Genomic DNA, 22,843 nt, shown 5'->3' with positions numbered 1-22,843 from the left:
CGCTACTCCGGGTTCTCCTCGGTGTCGTCCGGTGTGGTGATCTCGGGCGCGACCTCGCGCGACGCCATCCCGCCGTCGCGGCCCTGATCGGTCGGTCCGGGACGCCCACCCTTGGGTTCGGCGGCGTGTTCCTCGTCGTAGATGCCTTCTCCGCGGGGCATGTCCGCTCCTTTCGTCACCGGCTCAGGTACCCGTCCCCGGACGGCTCAATCGGCCGCGGCGCGCAGCTTCTCAAGCAGTGGTCCGGCGGCCTCCTGCAGGAACTGCTCCTGGCCTTCGTCCCCGACCTGCACCAGCGCGATGTCGGTGAAACCGGCTTTCCAGTATTCGCTCACCGATTCCACGATCGCGTCGAGATCGGGTCCGCAGGGGATGGAGTCGGCGGTGTCCTCCGGGCGCACGAACTGGGTGGCGCCGGCGAACCCCGCGGTGGTGGGCAGATCCGAGTTCACCGCCCAGCCGCCGGCGAACCAGCGGAACTGCTCATGGGCTCGGGCGACGGCCCGGTCCTTGTCGCTGTCCCAGCAGATCGGGATCTGACCGATCACCCGGGAACCGGGAAGCCCTGTCCCGCGGCGGGTTTCATGCCACGAGTCGACGATGTCCGGCTTCGGCTCGACGGCGATCAGGTGGTCGGCGAGCGGGGCCAGCGCCTCGACCGACCGGTCCCCCGAGACCGCTGCGGCGATCGCCACCGGCACCTCGGGTAGATCCCACAGCCGGGCCGAGTCGACCTCGAAATATTCGCCGCGCCAGTCGACCAGTTCGCCGGTGAACAGTTCGCGGATGATCTGGATCGCCTCGCGCAGCATGTCGAGTCGGCGGGCGACCGTGGGCCAGCCCTGGCCGACGACGTGCTCGTTGAGATTCTCACCGCTGCCGACGCCGAGGGTGAACCGTCCGTCCGCCAGGATCTGCAGGGTCGCCGCCTGTTGGGCCACGATCGCGGGGTGGTAGCGGATCGTCGGGCAGGTGACGTAGGTGAACAGCTCAACGCGCTCGGTGACCTGCGCGACCGCCCCCAGCGTGGTCCACGCGTTGGGGGCGTGGCCCTGCGCCGACAGCCACGGTGAGTAGTGGTCGCTGGACACCTCGAAATCGAAACCCACCCGCTCGGCCGCCGCGGCGTACCGCACCAGATCCTTGGGTCCGCTCTGTTCGGTCATCAGGGTGTAGCCAAAGCGCGTCATGCCGGCACGGGTAGCCGCCGGCCCCGCCGCGCAAACGAGTATCCGGTGAACGTCAGGTGGTGAACATCCGTGCCGAGGCGGTCTCGTGCCGCATCGCGTACACCTCGAGCTCGGGCGTCGTCGCATGGACGTCCTCGAGTGCGGTGCCCAGCGCCAGATGGGACAACTGCACGATCACGTCACGCCGGTGGAGCAGCGCGCGCTGGACACCCATGGGCCCAATCCGTCCCAGACGCACGGCCGCGGTGAGCACTCCGGTGTAGGCGGAACGCAGGGTGCCCAGCACAGTGTCGAAGCGGCCGATTCCGAGCGCCCGTGCGACCACGGGTTCGACCACCGCGAGGTTGCCGTCCGTCTCTGCGGTCCAGACCGCGCCGAGGAATCCGCCGTCCTCGACGCCCAGGTGACGCGCGGCCAGCGCCAGCTGCCGTCCGCAGTTCCCCGACGCGGTGCGGGAACCGGCTGAGAGCTTGTAGGACGTGGTGAGCTGGTCCAGTTCCAGCAGCTCGGCGGTCGACGCGGCGCTCCAGGCATGTCCGGTGATCACTGCGTCGAGCGCGGCGACGCTGTTCCGGACATAGCCGTCGGCCAGGGCGCAGACATCGTCGGCGGTCGCGTCCGGATGGGCGGCCAACCACGCCTCTGCGCCATGGCTGTGCACGAATCGTCCTGAAGGAAAAGCACTGTCGTGCAGTTGCAGCCATGCCAGCATGGCACCGGGATCAGCCATGTGCGTGTCCGTCGTCGTGTGCGTGGTCGTGGTGGTGGTCGGCCGACGTGTTGGTCCAACCGTGCGCCGCAAGTCTCACCCGGCCCACCACGCCGGTCAGGCCCATCCGCTCCAGTGTGTCGCGCGCGGTGGCCGGCCCGGTGAACAGCGGTGTGCGCAGCTGCTTTTCCGAGACCTCGAGCGGAGCGTGCTGATTACCCAACCAATACCCCAGCAGCAGCGCGCCGCGTACGCCGTCGACACCGGCGTTCTCGGCGAAGTCGACCACCACAGCGTCCTCCGCCGGCCGGCGCACGACGACGATCTCTGCCCCGTCGTCGGCCAGGACCGCGCCGTCGAAGAGGAACGTGCCCCGCGGTAGCCGGATCTCGAGTTCCCGGCCGTCCACGGCATAGGTGACCTGCCGGTGCTTGCGCGCGTCACCCCAGGAGATGTCCACCGGGCAGATCCGCCGCCGAGCGAACGCGACGTCGTCTGCCCGGCCGAGGATCTCGGTCACCGCCGTAGGCATGTCACATCCTCACCATCGCCGGGCCGCCGGTCCGGCCGGTCAACCGGCGGGTGGTGACCGAACGCATCGCGCGTTCGATGCGGGTCAGTGCGGGGGCTCGGTCGGCCAGCACCCGGGCCATCACCCCGACACCACCGGGAAGTGCGCTCACCCCGCATCGGATCGCCCCGTGCTCGGCGGCTTCGGCGCGCAGCGCCACCAGCAGATCGTCCACGTCGTGGGCGGGCGCGACGACCATGAGCGTCGCCAGGTAATCCTGCCCGTGCAGCAGACCCGCGCCGGCGACGGCGGGCGGCTCGAGCAGCAGACGGTCACGCACCTGCGTGCGCCCCGCGACCGTGACCACGGTACGCATCTCGCAGCGCCGGTACCGGTTGCGCTCGCCGTGTCCGATCCGCCCCGCGGCCAACGACTCCCAGCCCACGTAGACGCCGCCGTGTTCGACGGTCAGCGTCGTGGACTGGCGATAGTCCGAACCCGCATGCGGGATGACGTTCTTGGGGACGTACTCGACGCTCGCGCCGGCCGTCACCGTGATGTCGACCTCCGCGGTGGCGTGATCGCTGTCGCTGCCGGCGTGCGGCGCGAAGACCTGTGCCGCGGACTGCGCCGTCAGATGTAGGGCGGCGCCCGGGCCGGCATGGACGCGGGTGCGCAACCGGTCGCCCGGAAAGACACCGGCGCTGGGGTTCTGCACGCACAGGTGGGCGCGGCCGGGATCGTCCTCGTCGAGGTACATCGGCACGGTGACCCGCTGCGGGAACTGGTGCCTCAGCCGGGCTATCCGGGTGCGGCCGCCGCTGCCGCGGACGAGATCGAGCTCGAGGACACCGGTGCTCATCGCGTCAGGCCGGGCTGAGCATCGCACCATGGCACACGGTCTTGAACACCTCGTCGAGGCCGGTGCCGGCGTGCAGATCGGTGAACACGGTGGGCTTGTCGGGCCGCGCCACGGCACAGTCGGACCGCATGCGGCCGAGATCGGCCCCGACCAGCGGTGCCAGGTCGATCTTGTTGACCACCAATAGATCTGCCTGAAGCAGTCCGATGCCTTTCTTGCGCGGGATGTCGTCACCGGCCGCGGTGTCGATGACGAAAATCCAGTAGTCCACCAGATCCGAGGTGAAGGTGGCGGCCAGATTGTCCCCGCCGGACTCGATGAGCACCGCTTGGAGTCCAGGGAAGCCGCGCTCCAGCTCCAGCACCGCCGCCAGGTTCGCCGACGGATCCTCGCGGATGGCGGTGTGCGGGCAGGCGCCCGTTTCCACGGCCAGGACCCGGTCGGGGTCGATGACGCCGCTGCGGCGCACGCGCTGGGCGTCTTCGTCGGTGACCAGGTCGTTGGTGATCACCGCGACGTCGACGCCGGCCTCGCGCAGCAGCGGCACCAGCCGCTCCACCAGCCGGGTCTTACCTGATCCGACCGGTCCCCCGATGCCGATCCGCACCGCCTCACTCATCGGTGTTCCTCCTACTTGATCGTGTAGCGGCGGCCCAGCGGGACCCGGGTCATCGGGGTGCTGGTGCACAGTTCACCGTCCACTTCGACGCGGTAGGTGTCCGGGTCGATGGTGATGTGCGGCAGATGGTCGTTGTGCAGCAGATCGGCCTTGCTCAAGCCGCGCGCGCCCAGGCAGGGCCGCAGCGGCGTGGCCAGACCGAGCCGGCCGCCGAGATCGGCGTCGATGGCCGCCTGGGCGACGAAGTTCACCGACACGTCGGCGGGGCCTTTACCGAAGGCGGTCCACTGCGGCCGATAACGCAGCGGTTCACAGGTCATCAACGATGCGTTGGCCTCGCCCATCACCGACCAGGCCGGGAAACCGCCCTTGAAGACCACCTCCGGTCGGATGCCGAAGAACTTCGGTTCCCACAGCACGATGTCGGCGAGCTTGCCGCGTTCCAACGAGCCGACCTCGTGGTCGATACCGAACATGCGGGCCGCGTTGATGGTGAGCTTGGCGATGTAGCGCAGGATGCGGGCGTTGTCCGCGCCGGTGCCCTCGTCGGCGGGCAGTGCACCCCGGGTGGCCCGCATGTGGGATGCGAGTTGCCAGGTACGCGCGACGGTCTCACCGATGCGTCCCATGCCCTGAGAGTCGGAGCCCATCACCGAGATCGCACCGAGGTCGTGCAGCACGTCCTCGGCCGCGATGGTCTCGCGCCGGATCCTCGACTCGGCGAATGCGACGTCCTCCGGAATGCGGGGATTCAGATGGTGGCACACCATCACCATGTCGAGGTGCTCGTCGAAAGTGTTGAGCGTGTACGGGTTGGTGGGGTTCGTCGATGACGGCAGACAGTGCGCCTCGCCCACCACCCGCATCACGTCCGGCGCGTGCCCGCCGCCCGCGCCCTCGGCGTGATAGGTGTGGATCACCCGGCCCGCGATGGCGCGCATCGTGTCCTCGTAGAAGCCGGCTTCGTTGAGCGTGTCGGTGTGGATCTGCACCTGTAGGCCCAGTTCGTCACCCGCGTCGAGCGATGCGCGGATCGCCGCGGGGGTGGCGCCCCAGTCTTCGTGGATCTTGTAGCCGATCGCGCCGGCCAGGCCCTGCTCGATCAGCGGTGCGGTATCCGCGGCGCTGCCGTTGCCGAGGAAGCCGAAGTTCATCGGGAAGGCCTCTGCGGCATGCAACATCCGTGCGAGATTGGTCGGCCCGGACGAGGTGATACCCACCGTGACCGGACCGAGCCCGCCACCGATCATGGTGGTGATACCGCTGGAGATGGCCTCGTCCACCAGACCCGCGCTGTCGAAATGCACGTGCACGTCGATCGCGCCCGGCGTGGCGATCATGCCTTCGCCGGCCCGGACGTCGGTGCCCGCCCCGATGATCAGATCGGGGTCGACGCCGTCCATCGTCTGGGGGTTGCCGGCCTTGCCGATTCCGGCGATCCGACCGTCCTTGATCCCGATGTCCGCCTTGCGGATTCCGAGCACCGGATCGATGACCAGCGCATTGGTGATGACGAAGTCCAGTGCGCCGGCGGCGTTGGTGATGCTGTTGTGCACCGCCATGCCCTCGCGCATGGTCTTGCCTCCGCCGAACACCGCTTCGTCGCCGTACACACAGGAGTCGTGTTCGACCTCGGCCAGCAGTTCGGTGTCGGCCAGCCGGACCCGGTCACCGACCGTGGGTCCGAACAGTTCGGCGTAATGCCGCCGTGAGATCCGGACGGCCATCAGCCGCTCACCTCGCCGTCTTCGAATCCGTTGTCGCGCAGTGCAGTGAGCATGTCCGCGGGCACCGCACCGGTGGCCGGGCCATTGGTCATGTCGTTGAGCCCGGTGATCTCTCGGGCGCCACCGAACGTCGTCAGCGCCACCTCCTTCTCCTCACCCGGTTCGAAGCGCACCGCAGTGCCGGACGCGATGTCCAGGTGCATGCCGAACGCCGCCGCCCGGTCGAAGCGCAGCGCACGGTTGACCTCGAAGAAGTGGAAGTGGCTGCCCACCTGGATCGGCCGGTCGCCGGTGTTCACGACAGCCACCTGCGCGCTGTCGCGGCCGGCGTTGAGTTCGATCTCGCCGTCGGCGACCAGCACCTCCCCGGGTGTCGGCCCGTCCTCATCGTCGGCGGCGCCGGTCCCGGGCCGGATCGCGTCGTGGATGGTCACCAGCTTCTGACCATCGTCGAAGAAGCCTTCGACCTGAACCGTCCCGATCAGCGCGCCGACACCGGGCAGGATGTCGTCATCGGTGAGCACCGATGCGCCCGCCGCGGCCGCTTCCGACACGCTGGCACCGGCGCGGGCGGCCTCGACCACCTCGTCGGCGATGAGCGCCCGCGCCTCGGCATAGGTCAGTCGTAACCCGTTGGCCCGACGCTTGCGCGCCAGTTCGGCGGCCAGGAACAGCAGCAGCCGATCCTCGTCTTTCGGAGTGAGATGCATGGTGGCGCCGCTACTTCGGTGCGATGTCGCCGGCCCATTCGTATCCCTGGAGATAGGGATCGGGTTCGATCGGCGTCTTGGAGTCCCATACCTGGTAGATCAGCCCGTCGGAACGGATCTGACCGATGCGGGCCGTCTTGGTGATGTGGTGGTTCTCCCCGTCCACCGTGACCAGCCCCTCGGGGGCGTCGAATGTCGTTCCGCCCGCGGCGGATTGGATGGCGGGTACATCGAACGACCCGGCCTTCTCCGCGATGGCCTTCCACAGATGGACCCCGGTGTAGGCCGATTCCATCGGATCCGAGGTCACGCGGTCGGCTCCGAATTTGGCCTTGAACGCCGCGACGAAGTCCTTGTTGGCCGGTGTGTCCAACGTCTGGTAGTAGTTCCACGCCGCGAGTTGCCCGTCGGTGTTCTGCACGCCGATGCTCTTGACCTCTTCCTCGCCGACGCACATGGACATGACCGGCATATCGGCCGCTTTGAGCCCGGCGTTGGTGTACTCGCGGAAGAACGCCACCAGCGAGTCACCCACCACCACGTTGAACACGGCGTCGGCGTCGGCGGTGCGGATCTTGTTCACGATCGTCGAGAAGTCGGTCGCCCCCAGCGGTGCGTAGTCCTCGCCCTTGATCTCGATGCCGTTGGCCTCGGCGTACTTGCGCACGATGGCGTTCGACGTCCGGGGGAACACATAATCGCTGCCGACCAGGTAGAGGGATTTGACGCCCTGCTGCTTGAGATAGTCCAGCGAGGGGATGATCTGCTGATTGGTCGTGGCGCCGGTGTAGAAGATGTTGCGCGAGTCCTCGAGGCCTTCGTACTGCTGGCCGTAGAACAACACGGAGTTGTTGTCCTCGAAGACCGGCAGCATCGCCTTGCGGCTGGCGGAGGTGTATCCGCCGAACACCGCCGCCACGCAGTCGCTGTTGATCAGCTTGTTGGCCTTCTCGGCGAAGACCGTCGGCTCCGAGGCGCCGTCTTCGGCAATCAGGTCCAGCTGCTTTCCGAGCACCCCGCCCGAGGCGTTGATCTCGTCGACTGCCAACACGATGGCATCGCGGATCACGGTCTCGTTGATCGCCGTGGCACCCGAGAGTGAGTTGATGGCGCCGACCTTGATCGACGGACCGGAGGTGTCCACACACGACGCGGCGGGCGCGCCTGCATTCTCCTCCCCCGCGCGGGATCCGCACGCGGTGAGGGCGAGCGCCGCGGTCAGCGCGATCGCCCCCCACGTCACGGAACGCCGGGATCTGGCAAAGGACAGTCGACGGTAGCCGCACTCGATCAAAGTTGCCTCACATGAATCTCTGTGTATTGACAGTAGACGAATGTGGACAAATCTATCCGGCACCCGACGCTTGTCAACTCGACGGATCGGGTGCAGGCGAGAGGCGATCTCGCAGGTGAAGACGTGATGAACTGTCACTGGCCGTTAACAGCAACGTCACAGGAAGGCGCTATGGACCACGCCGGATGGGCACGCCCATGCGATCGCCTCCCCGGGTCCCCGACCGGGGAATCAGCCTCCCAGCAAATCTCCCTACAACCGAGCCTTCACGGCCGCCGACAACCGGCCGCCGTCGGCCTTACCCGCCGCGATCGCGGTGGCGGCCTTCATGACCTGGCCCATCTGCTTCATCGACGGGCGCTGCCCCAACTGCTCGGCGACCTGCGCGATGGCGGTGTCGACGACGTTGGCCACCTCCGCCTCGGTCAGTGGCGTGGGCAGGTAGTCGTCGATCACCCGCGCCTCCGCCTGCTCGTTGGCCGCCAGTTCACCGCGTCCGTTCTGCGTGTAGACCTCTGCCGCCTCGGCCCGCTTACGCGACTCCCGGGCCACCACCTTGAGCACTTCCTCGTCGGACAGCGGGCGCGATTCCTTGCCGGCGACCTCTTCGGTCTGAATCGCGGCCAGCAGCAGTCGTAGCGTCGCCGTCCGCAGCTTGTCCTGGCTCTTCATCGCCGTGGTGAGGTCTGCGCGCAACTGTTCCTTGAGATCGGCCATGGCTTCGACGCTACGCCGGAAGCGTTGTCATTTACGACGGTCATCGACAGGATGGTGATCATGACCAATGACGCCGACGGGTTCGGTCAGGCCGGCCCGCCGCCCGGCTATGGCCCGCCGCCCGGCTACGGTCCACCACCCGGCTACGCGCCACCGCCCGGTTACGGTCCACCGCCGGGTTACGGTCCACCGCCCGGTTACGGTCCACCGCCGGGTTACCCGCCGCCGGGATACGGCTGGCGGCCCGGCGGCTCGCCCTACGGGACGCTGCAGCCAGGTGTCATTCCGCTGCGGCCGCTGATCCTGTCCGACATCTTCAACGGCGCCGTCAACTACATCCGCCGCAACCCCAAGGCGACGCTCGGGCTGACGGCCGCTGTCGTCGTGGTCGCCCAGATCCTGGCCGTGCTCCTGCAGATCGTCATCCCGTTGATCACCAGCGGCACAGTGGTTCCCGCGATGAGCGGTGATGTGATGTCGGGCGGTGACTTCGTCGCACTGACCGGATCGGCGATGGCCGCGGCGATCCCGACGGCGCTGGCGGCCATCGTGCTCAGCGGCCTGCTCACGGTGGTGGTCGGACGAGCCGTGTTCGGCAGTGACATCGGTATCGGTGAAGCCTGGCAGCGGCTCAAGGGCCGCCTGCCCACCTTGATCGGGTTCACCCTGCTCGAGGCGGTCGCCGTCGTCGCGCTGGTGGCGGTCGTCGTCGCAGTCATCGTGGTGGCGGCCGTGGCGGGTGGCGGTGTGGTGGCTTTTCTGGTCGGCGCGGTGCTGACCCTGCTGAGCCTGGTGGTGACGATCTACGTCGCCACGGCGATCCTGTTCGCCCCCGCACTGATCGTCCTCGAGCGCCTCGACGTGGTCGATGCGGTGAAGCGGTCGTTCGCCCTGGTGCGCAACGACTTCTGGCGCGTTCTGGGGATCTGGCTGCTGGCCTCGCTGGCGGCGGGTGTCATCGCCGGTGCGGTCACCGTCCCGTTCAGCTTCGGCGGTCAGCTGCTCACCACCACCGCCGACTCCACCGGCACCGCCGTCCTCGGCCTGGTCCTGGTGGCCTTCGGCGGCGCTGTCGGGCAGATCGTCACCGCACCCTTCAGCGCCGGTGTGGTCGTCCTGCTCTACACCGACCGCCGCATGCGGGCCGAGGCGTTCGACCTGGTGTTGCAGACCGGCGCCGCGTCCGCATACGGATCACCTGCCGATTCGACCGACCACCTGTGGCTGACCCGGCACCCGTGACGTGCCCACGATAGACATCGGCCGCGACGCCGCCCGCGACGCGGCACAGCGCGAACTCGACAAGCCGATCTACCCGAAAGGTTCGTGGTCGGATCAGCTTTCGCAGTGGTTCGAGGAACTGCTGTACCGCATTGCGCAGGCGGGTTCGACCGTGCCCGGCGGCTGGCTGACGATGGGTGTGTTGCTCGCGCTGTTGGCCGTGGCCGTCATCGTGGCCGCGCGCATCGCGTCGCGCACCCTGCGCACGGCGCGGGGCGAGACGGCGCTGTTCGACGGCGGGGAACTCGGCGCCGCCGAGCACCGCGCGATCGCCGAACGGTATGCCGCGGCTGAAGACTGGGCGCTGGCGATTCGGCATCGTCTGCGTGCGGTGGCCCGCGCGCTCGAGGAAACCGGCGCCCTGCAGCCGGTACCGGGCCGCACGGCGACCGAGTTGGCCCGCGATGCGAGCCCGCTGATCCCCTCGCTGGCTGACGAGCTGCGCAGCGCGGCAACGCTCTTCAACGACGTCACCTACGGCGGCCGCCCCGGCGATCGGGCCGGCTACCGGCTCGTCGCCGGCCTCGACGACCGGCTGGACTCGTCGATGCCGGTACCTGCCGCCGCATCCGAGCATCGGCCGGCCGCACCGGACTGGGCGCAGGTGCGGTGAGCGCCACGCCGACCGCGACCGCCGAGGTCGGTCCCACCCTCGCCCAGCGCTGGCGCACCGGCCGCTGGGTGCTGCTGACGGTCCTGCTGCTGGCCGCGGTGGCGGCCGCGGGCGTCTACTTCACCGCGCCGCGCGACGGCGGCCCGATGGATCCGCAGTCGACATCACCAGAGGGTGCGCAAGCGTTGGTGACCCTGCTGCGCGAGCATGGTGTCGAGGTGGTCGAGGCGGACAGCGTCGCCGATGTGCAACGCGCCGCCCGCGCCGACACCCTCATCGTGCTCGCGCAGACGTTCCATCTGACCGACCCCGACCAACTGCGCCGGTTGGCCGAGGCCCCCGGGGACCGACTGCTCGTGGAACCCGTGTCCCGGACCCGCGAGGTCCTGGCGCCCGGACTGCGCACTGACGGTCTCCGCGCCTACGCCTCCGAGCCCGACTGCGACCTGCGCGAAGCCGACCGCGCCGGGACCGTCCAATTCGGCACGTCCGACACCTACCGGGCCGATCCGGACACCATGGCCGACGGGGTGACCCTGACGCGTTGCTATGCCGGGGTGCTGGTCCGCTACCGGTCGGACGGACGAGTGATCACCGTGGTCGGGACGTCGGACTTTCTCACCAACCGCGGTCTGACACGTCAGGGCAACGCCGCACTGGCGATGAATCTCGCCGGCGACCGCCCCCGCGTGATCTGGTTCGCCCCCCAGCAGCGCCAGGGCGACGCCGTCGGCGACGCCACGATCAGCGACCTCATCCCCGCACAGGTGACCTGGGTCCTGCTGCAGCTCGCGCTGGCGGTGGTGGTCGTGGCGGTGTGGCGCGGCCGCCGGCTCGGACCGCTGGTCACCGAACAGCTTCCCGTGGTGGTGCGGGCGTCGGAGACCGTCGAGGGCCGGGGCCGGCTCTACCGGTCGCGGCGTGCGCGCGACCGCGCCGCCGACGCCCTGCGCACCGCGACGGTGCAGCGGCTCATCCCACGGCTCGGACTCGACGCGGGTGCCGAGCCACCGGCCATCGTGGCGGCCACTGCGCAGCGCTGCCGCGCCGATCCGAATGCGCTCTGGCACACGCTGTTCGGTCCACCGCCGACGTCGGACACCGACCTGATCTCCCTCGCCAACCACCTCGACGACATCGAAAGGCAGGTCGCCGCATCGTGACTGAGCCAGCATCCCCGGACTCCGCCCGCCACGCACTGCTCGCCCTGCGCGAGGAGATCGCCAAGGCGGTGGTCGGGCAGGACGCGGTGGTCAGCGGTCTGGTCATCGCGCTGCTGTGCCGCGGTCACGTGTTGCTCGAAGGCGTTCCCGGGGTGGCGAAGACGCTGCTGGTGCGCACGCTGGCCGCGGCGCTGCAGCTGGATTTCAAGCGGGTCCAGTTCACTCCCGACCTCATGCCCGGCGACGTGACCGGTTCGCTGGTGTACGACGCCCGGACCGCGGAGTTCGAGTTCCGCTCCGGTCCGGTGTTCACCCATTTGCTGCTGGCCGACGAGATCAACCGGACACCGCCCAAGACCCAGGCGGCGTTGCTGGAGGCGATGGAGGAGCGTCAGGTCAGTGTGGACGGTGAGCCCCGGCCGTTACCCGATCCGTTCATCGTCGCCGCCACCCAGAATCCGATCGAGTACGAGGGCACCTACCAGTTGCCCGAGGCTCAGCTGGACCGGTTCCTGCTCAAACTGACCGTCGCCGTGCCGCCGCGTGATCAGGAGATCGCCATCCTGGACCGGCACGCCCGGGGATTCGACCCGCGGGATCTCTCGGCGGTGCGGTCGGTCGCCGGCCCGGCCGAGCTCGCCGCCGGCCGGGCGGCAGTGGCGCAGGTGCGGGTGGCCGGCGAAGTGCTCGGCTACATCGTCGACATCGCGGCGGCGACCCGCAGCTCGCCGGCGCTGCAGCTGGGGGTGTCCCCCCGCGGCGCCACCGCCCTGTTGGCGACCGCACGGTCGTGGGCCTGGCTGTCGGGCCGCGGCTACGTCACCCCCGACGATGTCAAGGCGATGGCCCGCCCGACGCTGCGGCACCGCATCGCGCTGCGCCCGGAGGCCGAACTCGAGGGCGCTCATCCCGACGGCGTGCTCGACGGCATCCTCGCCGCCGTGCCCGTCCCCCGCTAGTGGTCCTCACCGGTCGCGCCGGCCTGCTGGCGCTGCTGGGTGTCATCCCGATCGCCCTCGCACCGGCACCGGGGCCGGTGTTCCTCGTGCTGCTGGCCGCCGGCGTCGTCCTGGTCGCCGTCGATGTCGCCCTGGCCGCGGATGTGCGTGCCGTGCGCCTGACGCGCTCCGGGGACGACGCGGCCCGGCTCGGCCAGCCGGTGGCGGCCGTGCTCACGGTCCACAACAGCGGGCGGCGACGCATCCGCGGCCGGATCCGGGATGCCTGGCCACCCAGCGGGCGGGGGACGCCGCTCTCCCACCCGCTGAACCTCGCTGCTCGACAACAGATGTCGGTGTCGACCCGATTGCATCCCGTGCGGCGCGGTGATCTGCGGTCGGCTGCGGTCACCGTGCGCGCGGTGGGTCCCCTCGGCCTGGCTGGGCGCCAGGGCCGTCACCGGGTGCCGGGCACGGTCCGGATCCTGCCGCCCTTCCTGTCGCGTCGGCATCTGCCGTCACGGTTGGCCCGGCTACGCGAACTCGAAGGCGCGACACCGGCCCTGATCCGCGGCCAGGGCACCGAATTCGACTCGCTGCGCGAGTATGTCGCCGGCGACGACGTGCGCTCCATCGACTGGCGGGCCACGGCGCGGCGCGGCGACGTGGTGGTGCGCACCTGGCGGCCCGAACGCGATCAACGCATCGTGATCGTGCTCGACACCGGTCGCACCTCGGCGGGCCGGGTGGGGGTCGATCCGACCGGCTCCGACCCGGCGACCGGCTGGCCGCGATTGGACTGGTCGATGGATGCCGCGCTGCTGCTCGCCGCGCTGGCCGTGCGCGCCGGCGACCGCGTCGATTTCCTGGCCCACGACCGGACCATGCGGACCGCCGTATTCGACGCCACCCGCACCGATCTACTCGCCCACCTGGTCAACGCCATGGCGCCGCTGAAGCCCGCACTCGTGGAAACCGATTCCACCGCCATGGTTTCGGCGATCCAGCGACGGGCGCGGCGCCGCGCACTGGTCGTCGTCCTCACCGATCTGAACACCTCGGCGCTCGACGAGGGGCTCCTGCGGGTGCTGCCCCAGCTCGCCGGCCGTCACCACGTGCTGATCGCCGCGGTGTCCGACCCGCGTGTCGACGTGCTGGCATCGGGGCGCGGCGACGCCGCCGCGGTGTACGACGCTGCTGCCGCCGAACGGTCGCGCACCGATCGGCGGGCGATCGCGGCCCGCCTCCGGGGTGGCGGCGTGGAGGTGGTCGACGCCGAGCCACAGCGCCTGGCGCCGGCGCTCGCCGATCACTATCTCGCGCTCAAGGCCACCGGCCGGTGGTAATCAACTCGTCGGCACGATGTCGGGTGCATCGTCGACATCGCCGGTTTCCCCGGCCCGTACAGCTTTGCGACCGAAGTGCACCACGTAGCCGAGAAAGGCGATCTCGGCAGCCACACCGATGCCGACCCGGGCAGCCGTCGGTAGTCCCGACGGGGTAATCAGCGCCTCGATCAGGCCGCTGATCAACAGCACCACCACCAGGCCGACGGCCACCGCGATCACCGCGCGTCCCTGCTCGGCGAGTACCTGGCCGCGCGGACGGTGTCCCGGCGCGATCACCATCCACCCGAGCCGCATACCGGCCGCCCCGGCCAGGAAGACCGCCGTCAGCTCGAGCAGACCGTGCGGAGTGAGCAGACCGAGGAAGACGTCGCCCCGGCCCGCCTCGAACATCAGACCGGCCACCACCGCGAGATTCGCGGCGTTCTGGAACAGGATGTATGGGATCGGCAGGCCGAGCAGGATGGCGAAGCCGATGCACTGCGCGGCCACCCAGGCGTTGTTCACCCACACCCGCAGCGCGAACGATCCGGCCGGATTCTCGCTGTAGTAGGCGGCGAAGTCGTTGTTGACCAATTGGTCGATGTCGGCCGGCGTTCCGATGACGTCGCGCACCTCGGCGTTGCCGGCCACCCAGATGGCGATGACCACGGTGACGACCAGGAAGGCGGCGGCGGTGCCGAGCCACCACCGTCCGGCGCGGTAGGCGACGACCGGGAACGACACCGTCCAGAATCGGGTGAACTCGCGCCACAGCGGGGCGTGTGCGCCGGTGACGACCGAGCGTGCCCGGGCCACCAGAGCGCTCAGCCGCCCGACCAGGACGGCGTCGGTGGACGCCGAACGGACGATGGACAGGTGGGTGGACACCCGCTGGTAGAGATCCACCAGCTCGTCGACCTCGGCGCCGGACAGCCGGCGGCGACGCTTGATCAGCGCGTCCAACCGGTCCCATGCCGGGCGGTGGGCCAGCACGAATGCATCGACGTCCACGCCGTCCGAGCCTAGTAGCGTGACCGTATGGTGTCCCAGCCCGAACCGGTGGTCACCGGCGACGCGGTGGTTCTCGACGTGCAGATCGCCCAACTGCCGGTGCGCACGCTGTCGGTGCTGATCGACGTCGTCGTGGTGGTCATCGCGTACGTGCTGGGGATCGCGCTGTGGGCAATGACCCTCACCGGATTCGACGAGGCGCTGTCGACGGCGGTGCTGATCATCTTCACGGTGCTGTGCCTGGTCGGCTATCCGGTGGTGTTCGAGACCGCGACGCGCGGCCGGACACTGGGCAAGATCGTCCTGGGACTACGGGTGGTCTCCGATGACGGTGGCCCGGAGCGGTTCCGACAGGCGCTGTTTCGTGCTCTGGCCGGGTTCATCGAGCTCTGGACGCTGATGGGCGGACCGGCGGTCATCTGCAGTCTGCTCTCCCCCAAGGGCAAACGCATCGGTGACGTCTTCGCCGGGACCGTGGTGATCAGCGAGCGTTCGGCCCGCACCGTCCCGCCGCCGTCGATGCCGCCCGCGCTGGCCTGGTGGGCGTCGTCGCTGCAGCTGTCGGGCCTGGACCCCCAACAGGTCGAGGTGTCGCGTCAGTTCCTCTCGCGGGCAGCACACTTGGACCCGCAGCTGCGCGACGAGATGGCACACCGGATCGCCGCCGATGTGGCGGCCCGTATCTCGCCGCCCCCGCCGCCGGGCACACCTCCGCAGTATCTCCTCGCGGCGGTGCTCGCCGAACGGCATCGACGCGAACTCGCGCGGTTGGCGGCGCCGTCCCAGCGGGACGGACACTAGAACCTACCCCGCGATCCAATTGCCGTGGAAGCCGTACGGAACACGCTGCGGCAGCGCGATCTTCGCTACCGGGGGTGCGGCGAAGTCGGCGGCGTCGAGGATCACCAGATCGCTGCCATCGCGTTCGGCGTCGTACACGTAGGTCAGATACCAGCCGTTGCTCTCATCGGCAGAACCCGTTGCGGCAGGCACAAATACGGCCTCTCCCGGCCCGTCGGCGTCGCCGAAGACGTGCTCGACCGCCGCGCCGGTGGACAGGTCGTGGCGCACCAGGCGGTGGTCGCCGACCGACACGGCGTATCGAGCCGGCAATCCCGCGAGCCGTTCGTCGATGCGCGGAAATTCGACACCGCGCTCGTCGAGCGGCGATTCGGTCACCGCACCGGTGTCCAGATCGATCGTCCACGTCCACATCACCGCGGTGACGTCGAATCCGCCGGAGTCGCGCCACAGTTCGGGGTAGCGGACAGCCTGGAGCACCAGCGTCGAGCCGGTCTCGTAGGCGTTGGCGACGTGGAACACGTAGCAGGGATCGATGTCGAACCAGCGCACCGTGCCGTACGGGTCGTCGCGGCGCAGCACGCCGAAGCGGGCGCCGTAGTCGTCGTCCCAGCGGTAGGGCATATCGCGGGAACCACTCATCGCGGCATCGAGATCGAAGACGATCGGCAGATCCATGAAGACGACGTGCCGGCTGGTCATGGCGAAGTCGTGCATCATCGTCAGCGCCGGGACGTCGATCGGCCGGTTGACCGTCAACTCCCCGTCCGCGTCGGCCCGGTGATAGGTGACGTGCGGGGCCGACAGGCTGCCGTAGCCGAAGAAGTGCAGCTCACCGGTGGTCGGGCAGATCTTGGGGTGGGCGGTCATCGAGTCGACGAGTCGGCCGCCGAAGTCGTAGGCCCCGACCGTCTGCAGATCGGTGGTGATCTCGTAGGGCAGCGACGACTCGACGAGCGCGAGCGTGCGGCCCGCATGGTTGACGACGTGGGTGTTGGCCACGCTGGAATGCAGATTGCGGCTGCCGTCTTCGTTGTACACCCCGAAGTGGTCGTCGAAGCTCTCGGTGCGTACCCATCGGTTGCGGTACCACGCCGCGCGACCGTGTTCGATGCGTACCCCGTGGATCATGCCGTCGCCGGTGAACCAGTGGGCGGTCGGCTGGCGCGGGTTCGGACCGTTGCGCAGATACCAGCCCTCGAGGTCGCGCGGGATCTGTCCGTCGACGGGCAGATCGAATGCGGTGAGCTCGTCGGACACGGGCGCGTAGTTGCCCCGTTGGAAGAACTGTCCCTCCCCGGGCAGGCCGGGGGTGTCCGCGATGTCGGTCGTATCGGTCATGGGGCCTCCTCGCCACTATGAGTCCAGCATCACAGTCCAGCAATGACATGTCAATAGTGGAATGTGCTGAGTCACCGCCCGTGGAGGAAGATCGACCGATGCCCTCCCGCCGCCCGTCCGCACTGCTGTCCCGGCTCGCCGGTCATCGGGCGGGCACCGGTCAGCAGGCCATCCTCGCCGAGTTGCGCCGGGTGATCCTCGACGGTGGGGTGCCGCCGGGGACGGCCATCCCGGTCACCGAGGTGGCCGAACTGTTCGGGGTCAGCACCATCCCGATCCGGGAGAGCCTCAAGACGCTGACCGCGGAGGGACTCGTGGCCCACCACGTCAATGTCGGCTATTCGGTCGCCCAGCTGACCGCGGGTGAACTCGCCGAGATGTATCTGGTCCGGGAGACCCTGGAATCGGCCGCCTTGGCCGCGGCGGTGCACCTGGCCACCGAGGCGGACCGCCGGCACATCCTCGACGTCCACGAGGTGCTCGAAAAGGCCGTGCGCGAGGACGATTCGTACACCTATCACCGTCAGAGCCGGGCCTTTCACCTCGGCCTCACCCGGCCGGCGGGGATGCTGCGTCTGCTGCACATGCTCGAAACCGCTTGGAACATCACCGAACCCGTGCAGCTGATGGTGCACGTCGAACCCGTCCAGCGGGCGCTGCTGCAACAGGACCACCAGCTGATGCTCGACGCCTATCTACGGGCGGACGAGACGGCCCTGCTGGAGGCCAGCGCCGTGCACAACCGGCGGCTCAACACCGCGGTCACGTCGCTGCCCGCCGATACCGGACTGGTGATGCGCGACCCGACGGACTGAGCCGAGAATATATTCTGCGTGCAATCGCGGTGAAATATCCCGGCGCTAATTTCCCTGTAACTAACCTTCCCCTGAACGGTTGTGGAACAGGACGCTGACATGACAGACATCCGTGATCTGCCGCCCGGCGCCGTCGTCGGCGCCGGTGACATCGTCGAGGCTTCCGGGCATCCGGTGGGCAGCGGCCTGATCAAGGAGCACTACGACCCGCGCCTGACCAACGAGGATCTCGCTCCGTTGGTGAAGCAGTCGTGGTCGTCGTACAACATCTTTGCGTTCTGGATGTCCGACGTCCACAGCGTCGGCGGCTATGTGACGGCGGGCAGCCTGTTCGCGCTCGGGCTGGCGAGCTGGCAGGTGCTGATCGCCCTGCTGGTCGGAATCGTGATCGTCAACCTGCTGTGCAACCTCGTCGCGAAACCGAGTCAGCAGGCCGGGGTTCCCTATCCGGTGGTGTGCCGCAGCGCCTTCGGTGTGCTGGGGGCCAACATCCCGGCCATCATCCGCGGCCTGATCGCGGTCGCGTGGTACGGGATCCAGACCTATCTCGCGTCCGCGGCGCTGGATGTGGTGCTACTCAAGCTGTTTCCCGGCCTGGCGCCGTATGCCGATGTCGACGAGTACGGGTTCACCGGCCTGTCGCTGCTGGGCTGGTGCAGTTTCATGGTGCTGTGGGTGCTGCAGGCGTGTGTGTTCTGGCGCGGGATGGAATCGATCCGCAAGTTCATCGACTTCTGCGGTCCCGCGGTCTATGTCGTGATGTTCATCCTGTGCGGCTACCTGCTGTGGAAATCCGGGTGGCACGTGAGCCTCTCGCTGGGCGGCGAGAAGCAGGGCAACACAATCGTGGTCATGCTCGGCGCGATCGCGCTCGTGGTCTCGTATTTCTCGGGCCCGATGCTCAACTTCGGCGACTTCGCCCGCTACGGCAAGAGCTTCCAGGCGGTGAAGCGGGGCAACTTCCTCGGCCTGCCGGTCAACTTCCTGATGTTCTCGCTGCTGGTGGTCATCACCGCGGCGGCGACCGTCCCGGTGTTCGGGGAGCTGCTGACCGATCCGGTCGAGACGGTGGCCCGCATCGACAGTGTGACCGCCATCGTCCTGGGCGCCTTGACCTTCAGCATTGCCACCATCGGGATCAACATCGTGGCCAACTTCATCTCGCCGGCCTTCGACTTCTCCAACGTGAGCCCGCAGCGGATCAGCTGGCGGATGGGCGGCATGATCGCCGCCGTCGGCTCGGTGTTGCTGACCCCGTGGAACCTCTACAGCAATCCGGAGGTCATTCACTACACGCTCGAAACCCTCGGCGCGTTCATCGGCCCGCTGTTCGGCGTCCTCATCGCCGACTTCTACCTCGTGCGCAAGCAGAAGATCGTGGTGGACGACCTTTTCACGATGTCGGCGAGCGGCAACTACTGGTACGCGAAGGGTTACAACCCGGTGGCCGTCACGGCCACGGTGGTCGGCGCCCTGCTGGCCGTGATCCCGGTCCTGCTCGGCGGCACGGTGTTCGGGATGGCCGGGGCCGCCCAGTACAGCTGGTTCATCGGCTGCGGGGTCGCCTTCGCGATCTACTACGTGCTGGCCCTGCACGGGCCGTGGCGGATGACGGCGCTGCGCGTCGCCCAGGGCGCCACCGTCGTCTCCTGAGGCCGGACACCGCCGTGTGGGACCGTCCACAAGTGGAATGTCCGGCCGTACCCTGAGCCGGTGAGTTTGCGAATCGCGGCGCTCGGCCTGCTCGCCCAGCATCCCGGCAGCGGATACGACCTGCTCCGCCGTTTCGAGAAGTCGATGGCCAACGTGTGGCCGGCGACGCAGAGTCAGCTGTACGGCGAGCTGAACAAACTCGCCGAGGCCGGGCTCATCGAGGTCACCGATGTCGGTGCCCGGGGACGCAAGGAGTACGCCGTCACCGCGGCCGGCCGCACCGAGCTCGTCCGCTGGGTGACCAGCCCCCAGGACGATCCGCCGATCCGCAATGCCGCCCTGTTGCGCATCTTCCTGCTGGCCGAGATCCCGCCCGGGGACGCCCGACGCCATCTGCGCGCGCTGGCCGACCACGCCAGGGCCGAACGCGGCCGCCTCGAAACGCTGCGCGATTCGCTGACCTGGGACGAAGACGAGGCGGCGTTCTACGGCCGGGCGGCGCTGGAGTACGGACTGCGGGTGCGAGCGATGGAGGCGCAATGGGCCGACGATGTGCTGGCCGATCTGGACCGGACCCTCGCCGGCCACTGAACGTTGCATCGCGATAGTTTCCGATATATCGTTGACACATCGGAAGTGCACGAGGCGCTTCCCGTCAACGAAGGATTTCCCCATGACCAACCCATTCACCTCGCCCCCGGGCGAGTTCGGTTTCGGATTCGGCTCCGGCGATCGCCGGGCGTTTCATCAGCACCGCAGGCAGGCGCGCCGCGATTTCCGCGAACACCTGCGCGAACACCATCCCGGCTTCGGTCCGGGCTCGGGTCCCGGTTTCGGTCCGGGCTTCGGCGCCGCGTTCGGTCCGGGCTTCGGCCCCGGCTTGCCCGGCTTCGGCCCGGGCGGCGGTTTCGGCTTCGGCCCGGGCGGCCCGCGGGGCCGTCGCGGCGGTGGCCGCGGCCGGCGCGGTGACGTCCGGGCCGCGATCCTCACCCTGCTGGCCGAACGGCCCATGCACGGATACGAGATGATCCAGGAGATCGCCGAACGCAGCAACGGGCTGTGGAAGCCCAGCCCCGGCTCGGTGTACCCGACACTGCAACTGCTGGTCGACGAGGGCCTGATCGCCGGCACCGAGACCGACGGCAGCAAGAAACTGTTCGAGCTCACCGACGACGGCCGGACCGCGGCGGAGAAGATCGAGACCCCGCCGTGGGAACAGATCGCCGACGACGTGCCCCCCGGGCACGCGAACCTGCGCAGCGCCGTCGGGCAGCTGATGGGCGCCGTCGCCCAGTCCGCACACGCGGCGAGCGAGGAGCAGCAGGCGCGGATCGCCGACATCCTCAACAACGCCCGCCGCGAGATCTACGGCGTTCTCGGCGAGGAGTGATCGACCGGAAACGGCCGTGTGCACGCGCAGTATTGGCAAGAATTGAGTTCTGCGTAACCACACGGCCGTTTCCGTCGAGACGATCAGTACGCTGCGGCGCTGGTCGATGCTGGTTCTCGGCCTGATTGCGACGATGAGCGCCAACGTGGTCATCAACGGCGCCGCATTTCTGATCCCCGCGCTGCATCTCGACCTCGGCCTGCATCTGGCGCAGGCTGGGCTGATCTCGGCGATGCCGAGTCTCGGCGTCGCAGTGACCATCATCAGCTGGGGTTACCTGGTGGATCGGGTTGGTGAGCGGGTCGTGCTCGCCGCCGGCCTGGGACTCACCGCCGCGGTCACCTTCGCGGCCGCGCTGGCCGACTCCCTGTTCGCCGTCGGAACCTTTCTCTTCCTCGCCGGCATGGCCGCGGCGAGCAACAACGCCGCCAGCGGCCGGATCGTGGTGGGGTGGTTCCCGCCGCAGCGGCGCGGCCTGGCCATGGGGATCCGCCACACAGCGGCGCCGCTGGGAGTCGCGTTGGCGGCCATGGTGATTCCTCACCTCGCGCACCGGTACGGCATCGCCGCGGCACTGCTGTTTCCCGCCGCCCTGTGCACGGTGACCGCCATCGCCTGCGCGGTGGCCGTGCTGGATCCGCCGCGACCACCCAGGTCCGAGGCCCCCGCACATCACCGAGTCAACCCCTACCGCGAATCGAAGGTGTTGTGGCGCATACATCTTGCGTCGATGCTGCTGGTGGTTCCGCAGAGCGTGGTGTGGACGTTCACCCTGGTGTGGCTGATGGCCGACCGCCGGTGGTCGGCCGCGTCGGCCGGCGCGGTGGTGGTCGTCGCGCAGCTGCTCGGCGCGCTGGGGCGGGTCGCCGCCGGACACTGGTCGGACTACATCGGCGCCCGGTTGCGCCCGATCCGCACCATCGGGGTGGCCGCCGCATTGAGCATGCTGGTGCTCGGCCTGACCGACCACTTCGGGTCTCCGGTGAGCGTCGCCGTCGTGATCGTCGCATCGGTGATCACGGTGACCGACAACGGACTGGCCTACGTCGCGATCGCCGAACGCGCCGGCCCCTACTGGAGTGGACGGGCGATCGGCGTGCAGTACACCGGGCAGATGGTGACTGCGGCCGGTATCCCGCCCCTGTTCGGGGCGCTGATCGCCGTCGCGGGTTACCCGCTCGCCTTCGCCGCGTCAGCCCTGTTCGCGCTCGCCGCACCGCCGGTGGTGCCGGTGCACGCCGACGCACAGGTGGCTGAACGCGGATGAAACCGCGCCGCTTTCTTGTAGTAAGGGACTATGCAGACCTACTCGCTCGGCCCCCACACCGTCGGCCGCGTCGGTTTCGGCGCCATGCAGCTCCCCGGACCGGGTGTCTTCGGTCCACCCCGCGACCACGACCAGGCGATCGCGGTGCTGCGGCGCGCGATCGAGCTCGGCATCAATCACATCGACACCGCGCAGTTCTACGGGCCGGATGTGTCGAACGAACTCATCCGCGAGGCACTGCATCCCTATCCGGCCGACCTGGCCCTGGTCAGCAAGGTCGGCGCCCGCCGCGACGACCAGGGCAACTGGACCTCCGCACAGGAGCCCGACGACCTGCGCGCCGACATCGAACAGAATCTGCGCACCCTCGGCGTCGACCGGCTGGCCGCGGTGAACCTGCGGATCCACTCCGGTGACCCCAGCGCCGTCGGCCCCGTCAATCGCGAGCTCTACGACCGGCAGCTGACGGCGATGATCGCCGCTCGCGACGAAGGTCTGATCGACGGCATCGGGCTGTCCAGCATCTCGGTGGAGCATCTGCAGATCGCGTTGGACCGCACCGAGATCGTCACCGTCCAGAACCTCTTCAACCTCGTCGATCGCAGCGCGCAGCCGGTGCTGGATCTCACCGCCGAACGCGGTATCTCGTTCGTCCCGTTCTTCCCGCTGGGCTCGGGCTTCACCGCGGACAATCCGGTGTTGAACCACCCCGCTGTCACCCGGGAGGCGGACAAGCTCGGGCGGACGCCCGCGCAGATCGCGCTGGCCTGGACCCTGACCGTGGCGCCCAATGTGCTGCTGATCCCGGGCACGTCGTCGGTGGCGCACCTCGAGGAGAACACCGCGGTGCGCGACATCGAGCTCGACGCCGAGACCAAGCGCGAACTCGACGCCGCGGCTTAG

At 68.9% G+C, this 22,843-nt stretch carries 24 protein-coding genes; 12 read left to right on the top strand and 12 right to left on the bottom strand.

The window, feature by feature from the left end; genetic code table 11:
* Window positions 1–2: 2 nt before the first annotated feature.
* From ACN27E_RS20325 to ACN27E_RS20280, 10 genes are all read right to left on the bottom strand, one after another.
* Entirely contained in the window at window positions 3–161 is a 159-nt protein-coding gene (locus tag ACN27E_RS20325; RefSeq protein ID WP_422744173.1) for a hypothetical protein, read from the bottom strand.
* A gap of 45 nt (window positions 162–206) precedes the next feature.
* Window positions 207–1,190, bottom strand: coding sequence for an LLM class F420-dependent oxidoreductase (locus ACN27E_RS20320; protein ID WP_422744171.1), 984 nt, complete (start codon window positions 1,188–1,190; stop codon window positions 207–209).
* Window positions 1,191–1,242: 52 nt separating this feature from the next.
* Window positions 1,243–1,920, bottom strand: a complete 678-nt coding sequence (locus ACN27E_RS20315; protein ID WP_422744170.1) for an urease accessory protein UreF — start codon at window positions 1,918–1,920, stop codon at window positions 1,243–1,245.
* A complete protein-coding gene (locus ACN27E_RS20310) occupies window positions 1,913–2,431 on the bottom strand; it encodes an urease accessory protein UreE (protein ID WP_422744168.1) in 519 nt (172 codons plus the stop codon). The genes ACN27E_RS20315 and ACN27E_RS20310 overlap by 8 nt, the downstream gene beginning before the upstream one ends.
* Window position 2,432: 1 nt before the next feature.
* The gene (locus ACN27E_RS20305) at window positions 2,433–3,272 is read right to left on the bottom strand and encodes an urease accessory protein UreD (protein WP_422744167.1); all 840 of its coding nucleotides are present in this window, start codon (window positions 3,270–3,272) and stop codon (window positions 2,433–2,435) included.
* A 4-nt stretch (window positions 3,273–3,276) separates the two neighbouring features.
* Window positions 3,277–3,891 carry an urease accessory protein UreG gene (ureG, locus tag ACN27E_RS20300; RefSeq protein WP_422744166.1) on the bottom strand — a complete coding sequence of 205 codons (615 nt, stop codon included), beginning with the start codon at window positions 3,889–3,891 and terminating at the stop codon, window positions 3,277–3,279.
* An 11-nt stretch (window positions 3,892–3,902) separates the two neighbouring features.
* Window positions 3,903–5,618, bottom strand: a complete 1,716-nt coding sequence (gene ureC, locus ACN27E_RS20295) for an urease subunit alpha (protein WP_422744164.1) — start codon at window positions 5,616–5,618, stop codon at window positions 3,903–3,905.
* Complete coding sequence (gene ureB, locus ACN27E_RS20290; RefSeq protein ID WP_422744162.1) at window positions 5,618–6,328, bottom strand: urease subunit beta; 711 nt, start codon at window positions 6,326–6,328, stop codon at window positions 5,618–5,620. Before ureB ends, ureC begins: the two co-directional genes overlap by 1 nt.
* Before the next feature lie 10 nt (window positions 6,329–6,338).
* A complete protein-coding gene (urtA, locus tag ACN27E_RS20285) occupies window positions 6,339–7,571 on the bottom strand; it encodes an urea ABC transporter substrate-binding protein (RefSeq protein WP_422744160.1) in 1,233 nt (410 codons plus the stop codon).
* Between the two features lie 303 nt (window positions 7,572–7,874).
* Window positions 7,875–8,339, bottom strand: a complete 465-nt coding sequence (locus ACN27E_RS20280; protein ID WP_422744158.1) for a GatB/YqeY domain-containing protein — start codon at window positions 8,337–8,339, stop codon at window positions 7,875–7,877.
* A 51-nt stretch (window positions 8,340–8,390) separates the two neighbouring features.
* On the opposite strand from ACN27E_RS20280, the gene ACN27E_RS20275 reads away from it, so the two are divergent.
* Genes ACN27E_RS20275 through ACN27E_RS20255 form a run of 5 tightly spaced genes read left to right on the top strand, consistent with a single transcriptional unit; the run spans window position 8,391 to window position 13,680 of the window.
* On the top strand, window positions 8,391–9,581 hold the full coding sequence (locus ACN27E_RS20275; RefSeq protein ID WP_422744156.1) for a glycerophosphoryl diester phosphodiesterase membrane domain-containing protein: 1,191 nt from the start codon (window positions 8,391–8,393) through the stop codon (window positions 9,579–9,581).
* A 1-nt stretch (window position 9,582) separates the two neighbouring features.
* Window positions 9,583–10,233, top strand: coding sequence for a DUF4129 domain-containing protein (locus ACN27E_RS20270; protein ID WP_422744155.1), 651 nt, complete (start codon window positions 9,583–9,585; stop codon window positions 10,231–10,233).
* Window positions 10,230–11,396: a DUF4350 domain-containing protein gene (locus tag ACN27E_RS20265; protein ID WP_422744153.1), complete on the top strand. Its 1,167-nt coding sequence runs from the start codon at window positions 10,230–10,232 to the stop codon at window positions 11,394–11,396. The genes ACN27E_RS20270 and ACN27E_RS20265 overlap by 4 nt, the downstream gene beginning before the upstream one ends.
* Window positions 11,393–12,355, top strand: coding sequence for an AAA family ATPase (locus ACN27E_RS20260; RefSeq protein ID WP_422744151.1), 963 nt, complete (start codon window positions 11,393–11,395; stop codon window positions 12,353–12,355). Before ACN27E_RS20265 ends, ACN27E_RS20260 begins: the two co-directional genes overlap by 4 nt.
* Window positions 12,355–13,680: a DUF58 domain-containing protein gene (locus ACN27E_RS20255; protein WP_422744149.1), complete on the top strand. Its 1,326-nt coding sequence runs from the start codon at window positions 12,355–12,357 to the stop codon at window positions 13,678–13,680. The genes ACN27E_RS20260 and ACN27E_RS20255 overlap by 1 nt, the downstream gene beginning before the upstream one ends.
* On the opposite strand, the gene ACN27E_RS20250 is transcribed toward ACN27E_RS20255, so the two are convergent.
* A complete protein-coding gene (locus tag ACN27E_RS20250; protein ID WP_422744147.1) occupies window positions 13,681–14,673 on the bottom strand; it encodes a stage II sporulation protein M in 993 nt (330 codons plus the stop codon). It lies immediately after the preceding gene.
* A 27-nt stretch (window positions 14,674–14,700) separates the two neighbouring features.
* Here ACN27E_RS20250 and ACN27E_RS20245 point away from each other — a divergent pair, with 27 nt between their 5' ends.
* The gene (locus ACN27E_RS20245; protein ID WP_422744146.1) at window positions 14,701–15,474 is read left to right on the top strand and encodes an RDD family protein; all 774 of its coding nucleotides are present in this window, start codon (window positions 14,701–14,703) and stop codon (window positions 15,472–15,474) included.
* Between the two features lie 3 nt (window positions 15,475–15,477).
* Here the strand turns inward: ACN27E_RS20245 and ACN27E_RS20240 are convergent, their stop codons facing one another.
* Complete coding sequence (locus ACN27E_RS20240; protein ID WP_422744145.1) at window positions 15,478–16,815, bottom strand: carotenoid oxygenase family protein; 1,338 nt, start codon at window positions 16,813–16,815, stop codon at window positions 15,478–15,480.
* A 98-nt stretch (window positions 16,816–16,913) separates the two neighbouring features.
* Here ACN27E_RS20240 and ACN27E_RS20235 point away from each other — a divergent pair, with 98 nt between their 5' ends.
* The 6 genes from ACN27E_RS20235 to ACN27E_RS20210 all read left to right on the top strand — a co-directional run bounded on the left by ACN27E_RS20235 (window position 16,914) and on the right by ACN27E_RS20210 (window position 22,843).
* Window positions 16,914–17,630: a GntR family transcriptional regulator gene (locus ACN27E_RS20235; protein ID WP_422744143.1), complete on the top strand. Its 717-nt coding sequence runs from the start codon at window positions 16,914–16,916 to the stop codon at window positions 17,628–17,630.
* Window positions 17,631–17,729: 99 nt separating this feature from the next.
* Entirely contained in the window at window positions 17,730–19,283 is a 1,554-nt protein-coding gene (locus tag ACN27E_RS20230) for an NCS1 family nucleobase:cation symporter-1 (RefSeq protein ID WP_422744141.1), read from the top strand.
* Between the two features lie 60 nt (window positions 19,284–19,343).
* Window positions 19,344–19,874 (top strand): PadR family transcriptional regulator, encoded by a 531-nt coding sequence (locus tag ACN27E_RS20225; protein ID WP_422744139.1) that lies wholly within the window; start codon window positions 19,344–19,346, stop codon window positions 19,872–19,874.
* An 82-nt stretch (window positions 19,875–19,956) separates the two neighbouring features.
* Window positions 19,957–20,673 (top strand): PadR family transcriptional regulator, encoded by a 717-nt coding sequence (locus ACN27E_RS20220; RefSeq protein WP_422744137.1) that lies wholly within the window; start codon window positions 19,957–19,959, stop codon window positions 20,671–20,673.
* 133 nt (window positions 20,674–20,806) lie between these two features.
* Window positions 20,807–21,940, top strand: coding sequence for an MFS transporter (locus ACN27E_RS20215; RefSeq protein WP_422744136.1), 1,134 nt, complete (start codon window positions 20,807–20,809; stop codon window positions 21,938–21,940).
* A 30-nt stretch (window positions 21,941–21,970) separates the two neighbouring features.
* Window positions 21,971–22,843 carry an oxidoreductase gene (locus ACN27E_RS20210; protein ID WP_422744134.1) on the top strand — a complete coding sequence of 291 codons (873 nt, stop codon included), beginning with the start codon at window positions 21,971–21,973 and terminating at the stop codon, window positions 22,841–22,843.

This window comes from Mycobacterium sp. WMMD1722, assembly GCF_049315205.1.
In the GTDB taxonomy this organism is placed as follows: domain Bacteria; phylum Actinomycetota; class Actinomycetes; order Mycobacteriales; family Mycobacteriaceae; genus Mycobacterium.
The sequence above is the reverse complement of the archived record's forward strand: the minus strand, read 5'-3'. Positions and strand labels throughout refer to the sequence as shown.

Coding starts and splice junctions, on each gene's coding strand:
- ACN27E_RS20325 (WP_422744173.1), bottom strand. CDS start 161: ATGCCCCGCGGAGAAGGCATCTACGACGAGGAACACGCCGCCGAACCC.
- ACN27E_RS20320 (WP_422744171.1), bottom strand. CDS start 1,190: ATGACGCGCTTTGGCTACACCCTGATGACCGAACAGAGCGGACCCAAG.
- ACN27E_RS20315 (WP_422744170.1), bottom strand. CDS start 1,920: ATGGCTGATCCCGGTGCCATGCTGGCATGGCTGCAACTGCACGACAGT.
- ACN27E_RS20310 (WP_422744168.1), bottom strand. CDS start 2,431: ATGCCTACGGCGGTGACCGAGATCCTCGGCCGGGCAGACGACGTCGCG.
- ACN27E_RS20305 (WP_422744167.1), bottom strand. CDS start 3,272: ATGAGCACCGGTGTCCTCGAGCTCGATCTCGTCCGCGGCAGCGGCGGC.
- ureG (WP_422744166.1), bottom strand. CDS start 3,891: ATGAGTGAGGCGGTGCGGATCGGCATCGGGGGACCGGTCGGATCAGGT.
- ureC (WP_422744164.1), bottom strand. CDS start 5,618: ATGGCCGTCCGGATCTCACGGCGGCATTACGCCGAACTGTTCGGACCC.
- ureB (WP_422744162.1), bottom strand. CDS start 6,328: ATGCATCTCACTCCGAAAGACGAGGATCGGCTGCTGCTGTTCCTGGCC.
- ACN27E_RS20280 (WP_422744158.1), bottom strand. CDS start 8,339: ATGGCCGATCTCAAGGAACAGTTGCGCGCAGACCTCACCACGGCGATG.
- ACN27E_RS20275 (WP_422744156.1), top strand. CDS start 8,391: ATGGTGATCATGACCAATGACGCCGACGGGTTCGGTCAGGCCGGCCCG.
- ACN27E_RS20245 (WP_422744146.1), top strand. CDS start 14,701: ATGGTGTCCCAGCCCGAACCGGTGGTCACCGGCGACGCGGTGGTTCTC.
- ACN27E_RS20240 (WP_422744145.1), bottom strand. CDS start 16,815: ATGACCGATACGACCGACATCGCGGACACCCCCGGCCTGCCCGGGGAG.
- ACN27E_RS20235 (WP_422744143.1), top strand. CDS start 16,914: ATGCCCTCCCGCCGCCCGTCCGCACTGCTGTCCCGGCTCGCCGGTCAT.
- ACN27E_RS20230 (WP_422744141.1), top strand. CDS start 17,730: ATGACAGACATCCGTGATCTGCCGCCCGGCGCCGTCGTCGGCGCCGGT.
- ACN27E_RS20220 (WP_422744137.1), top strand. CDS start 19,957: ATGACCAACCCATTCACCTCGCCCCCGGGCGAGTTCGGTTTCGGATTC.
- ACN27E_RS20215 (WP_422744136.1), top strand. CDS start 20,807: ATGAGCGCCAACGTGGTCATCAACGGCGCCGCATTTCTGATCCCCGCG.
- ACN27E_RS20210 (WP_422744134.1), top strand. CDS start 21,971: ATGCAGACCTACTCGCTCGGCCCCCACACCGTCGGCCGCGTCGGTTTC.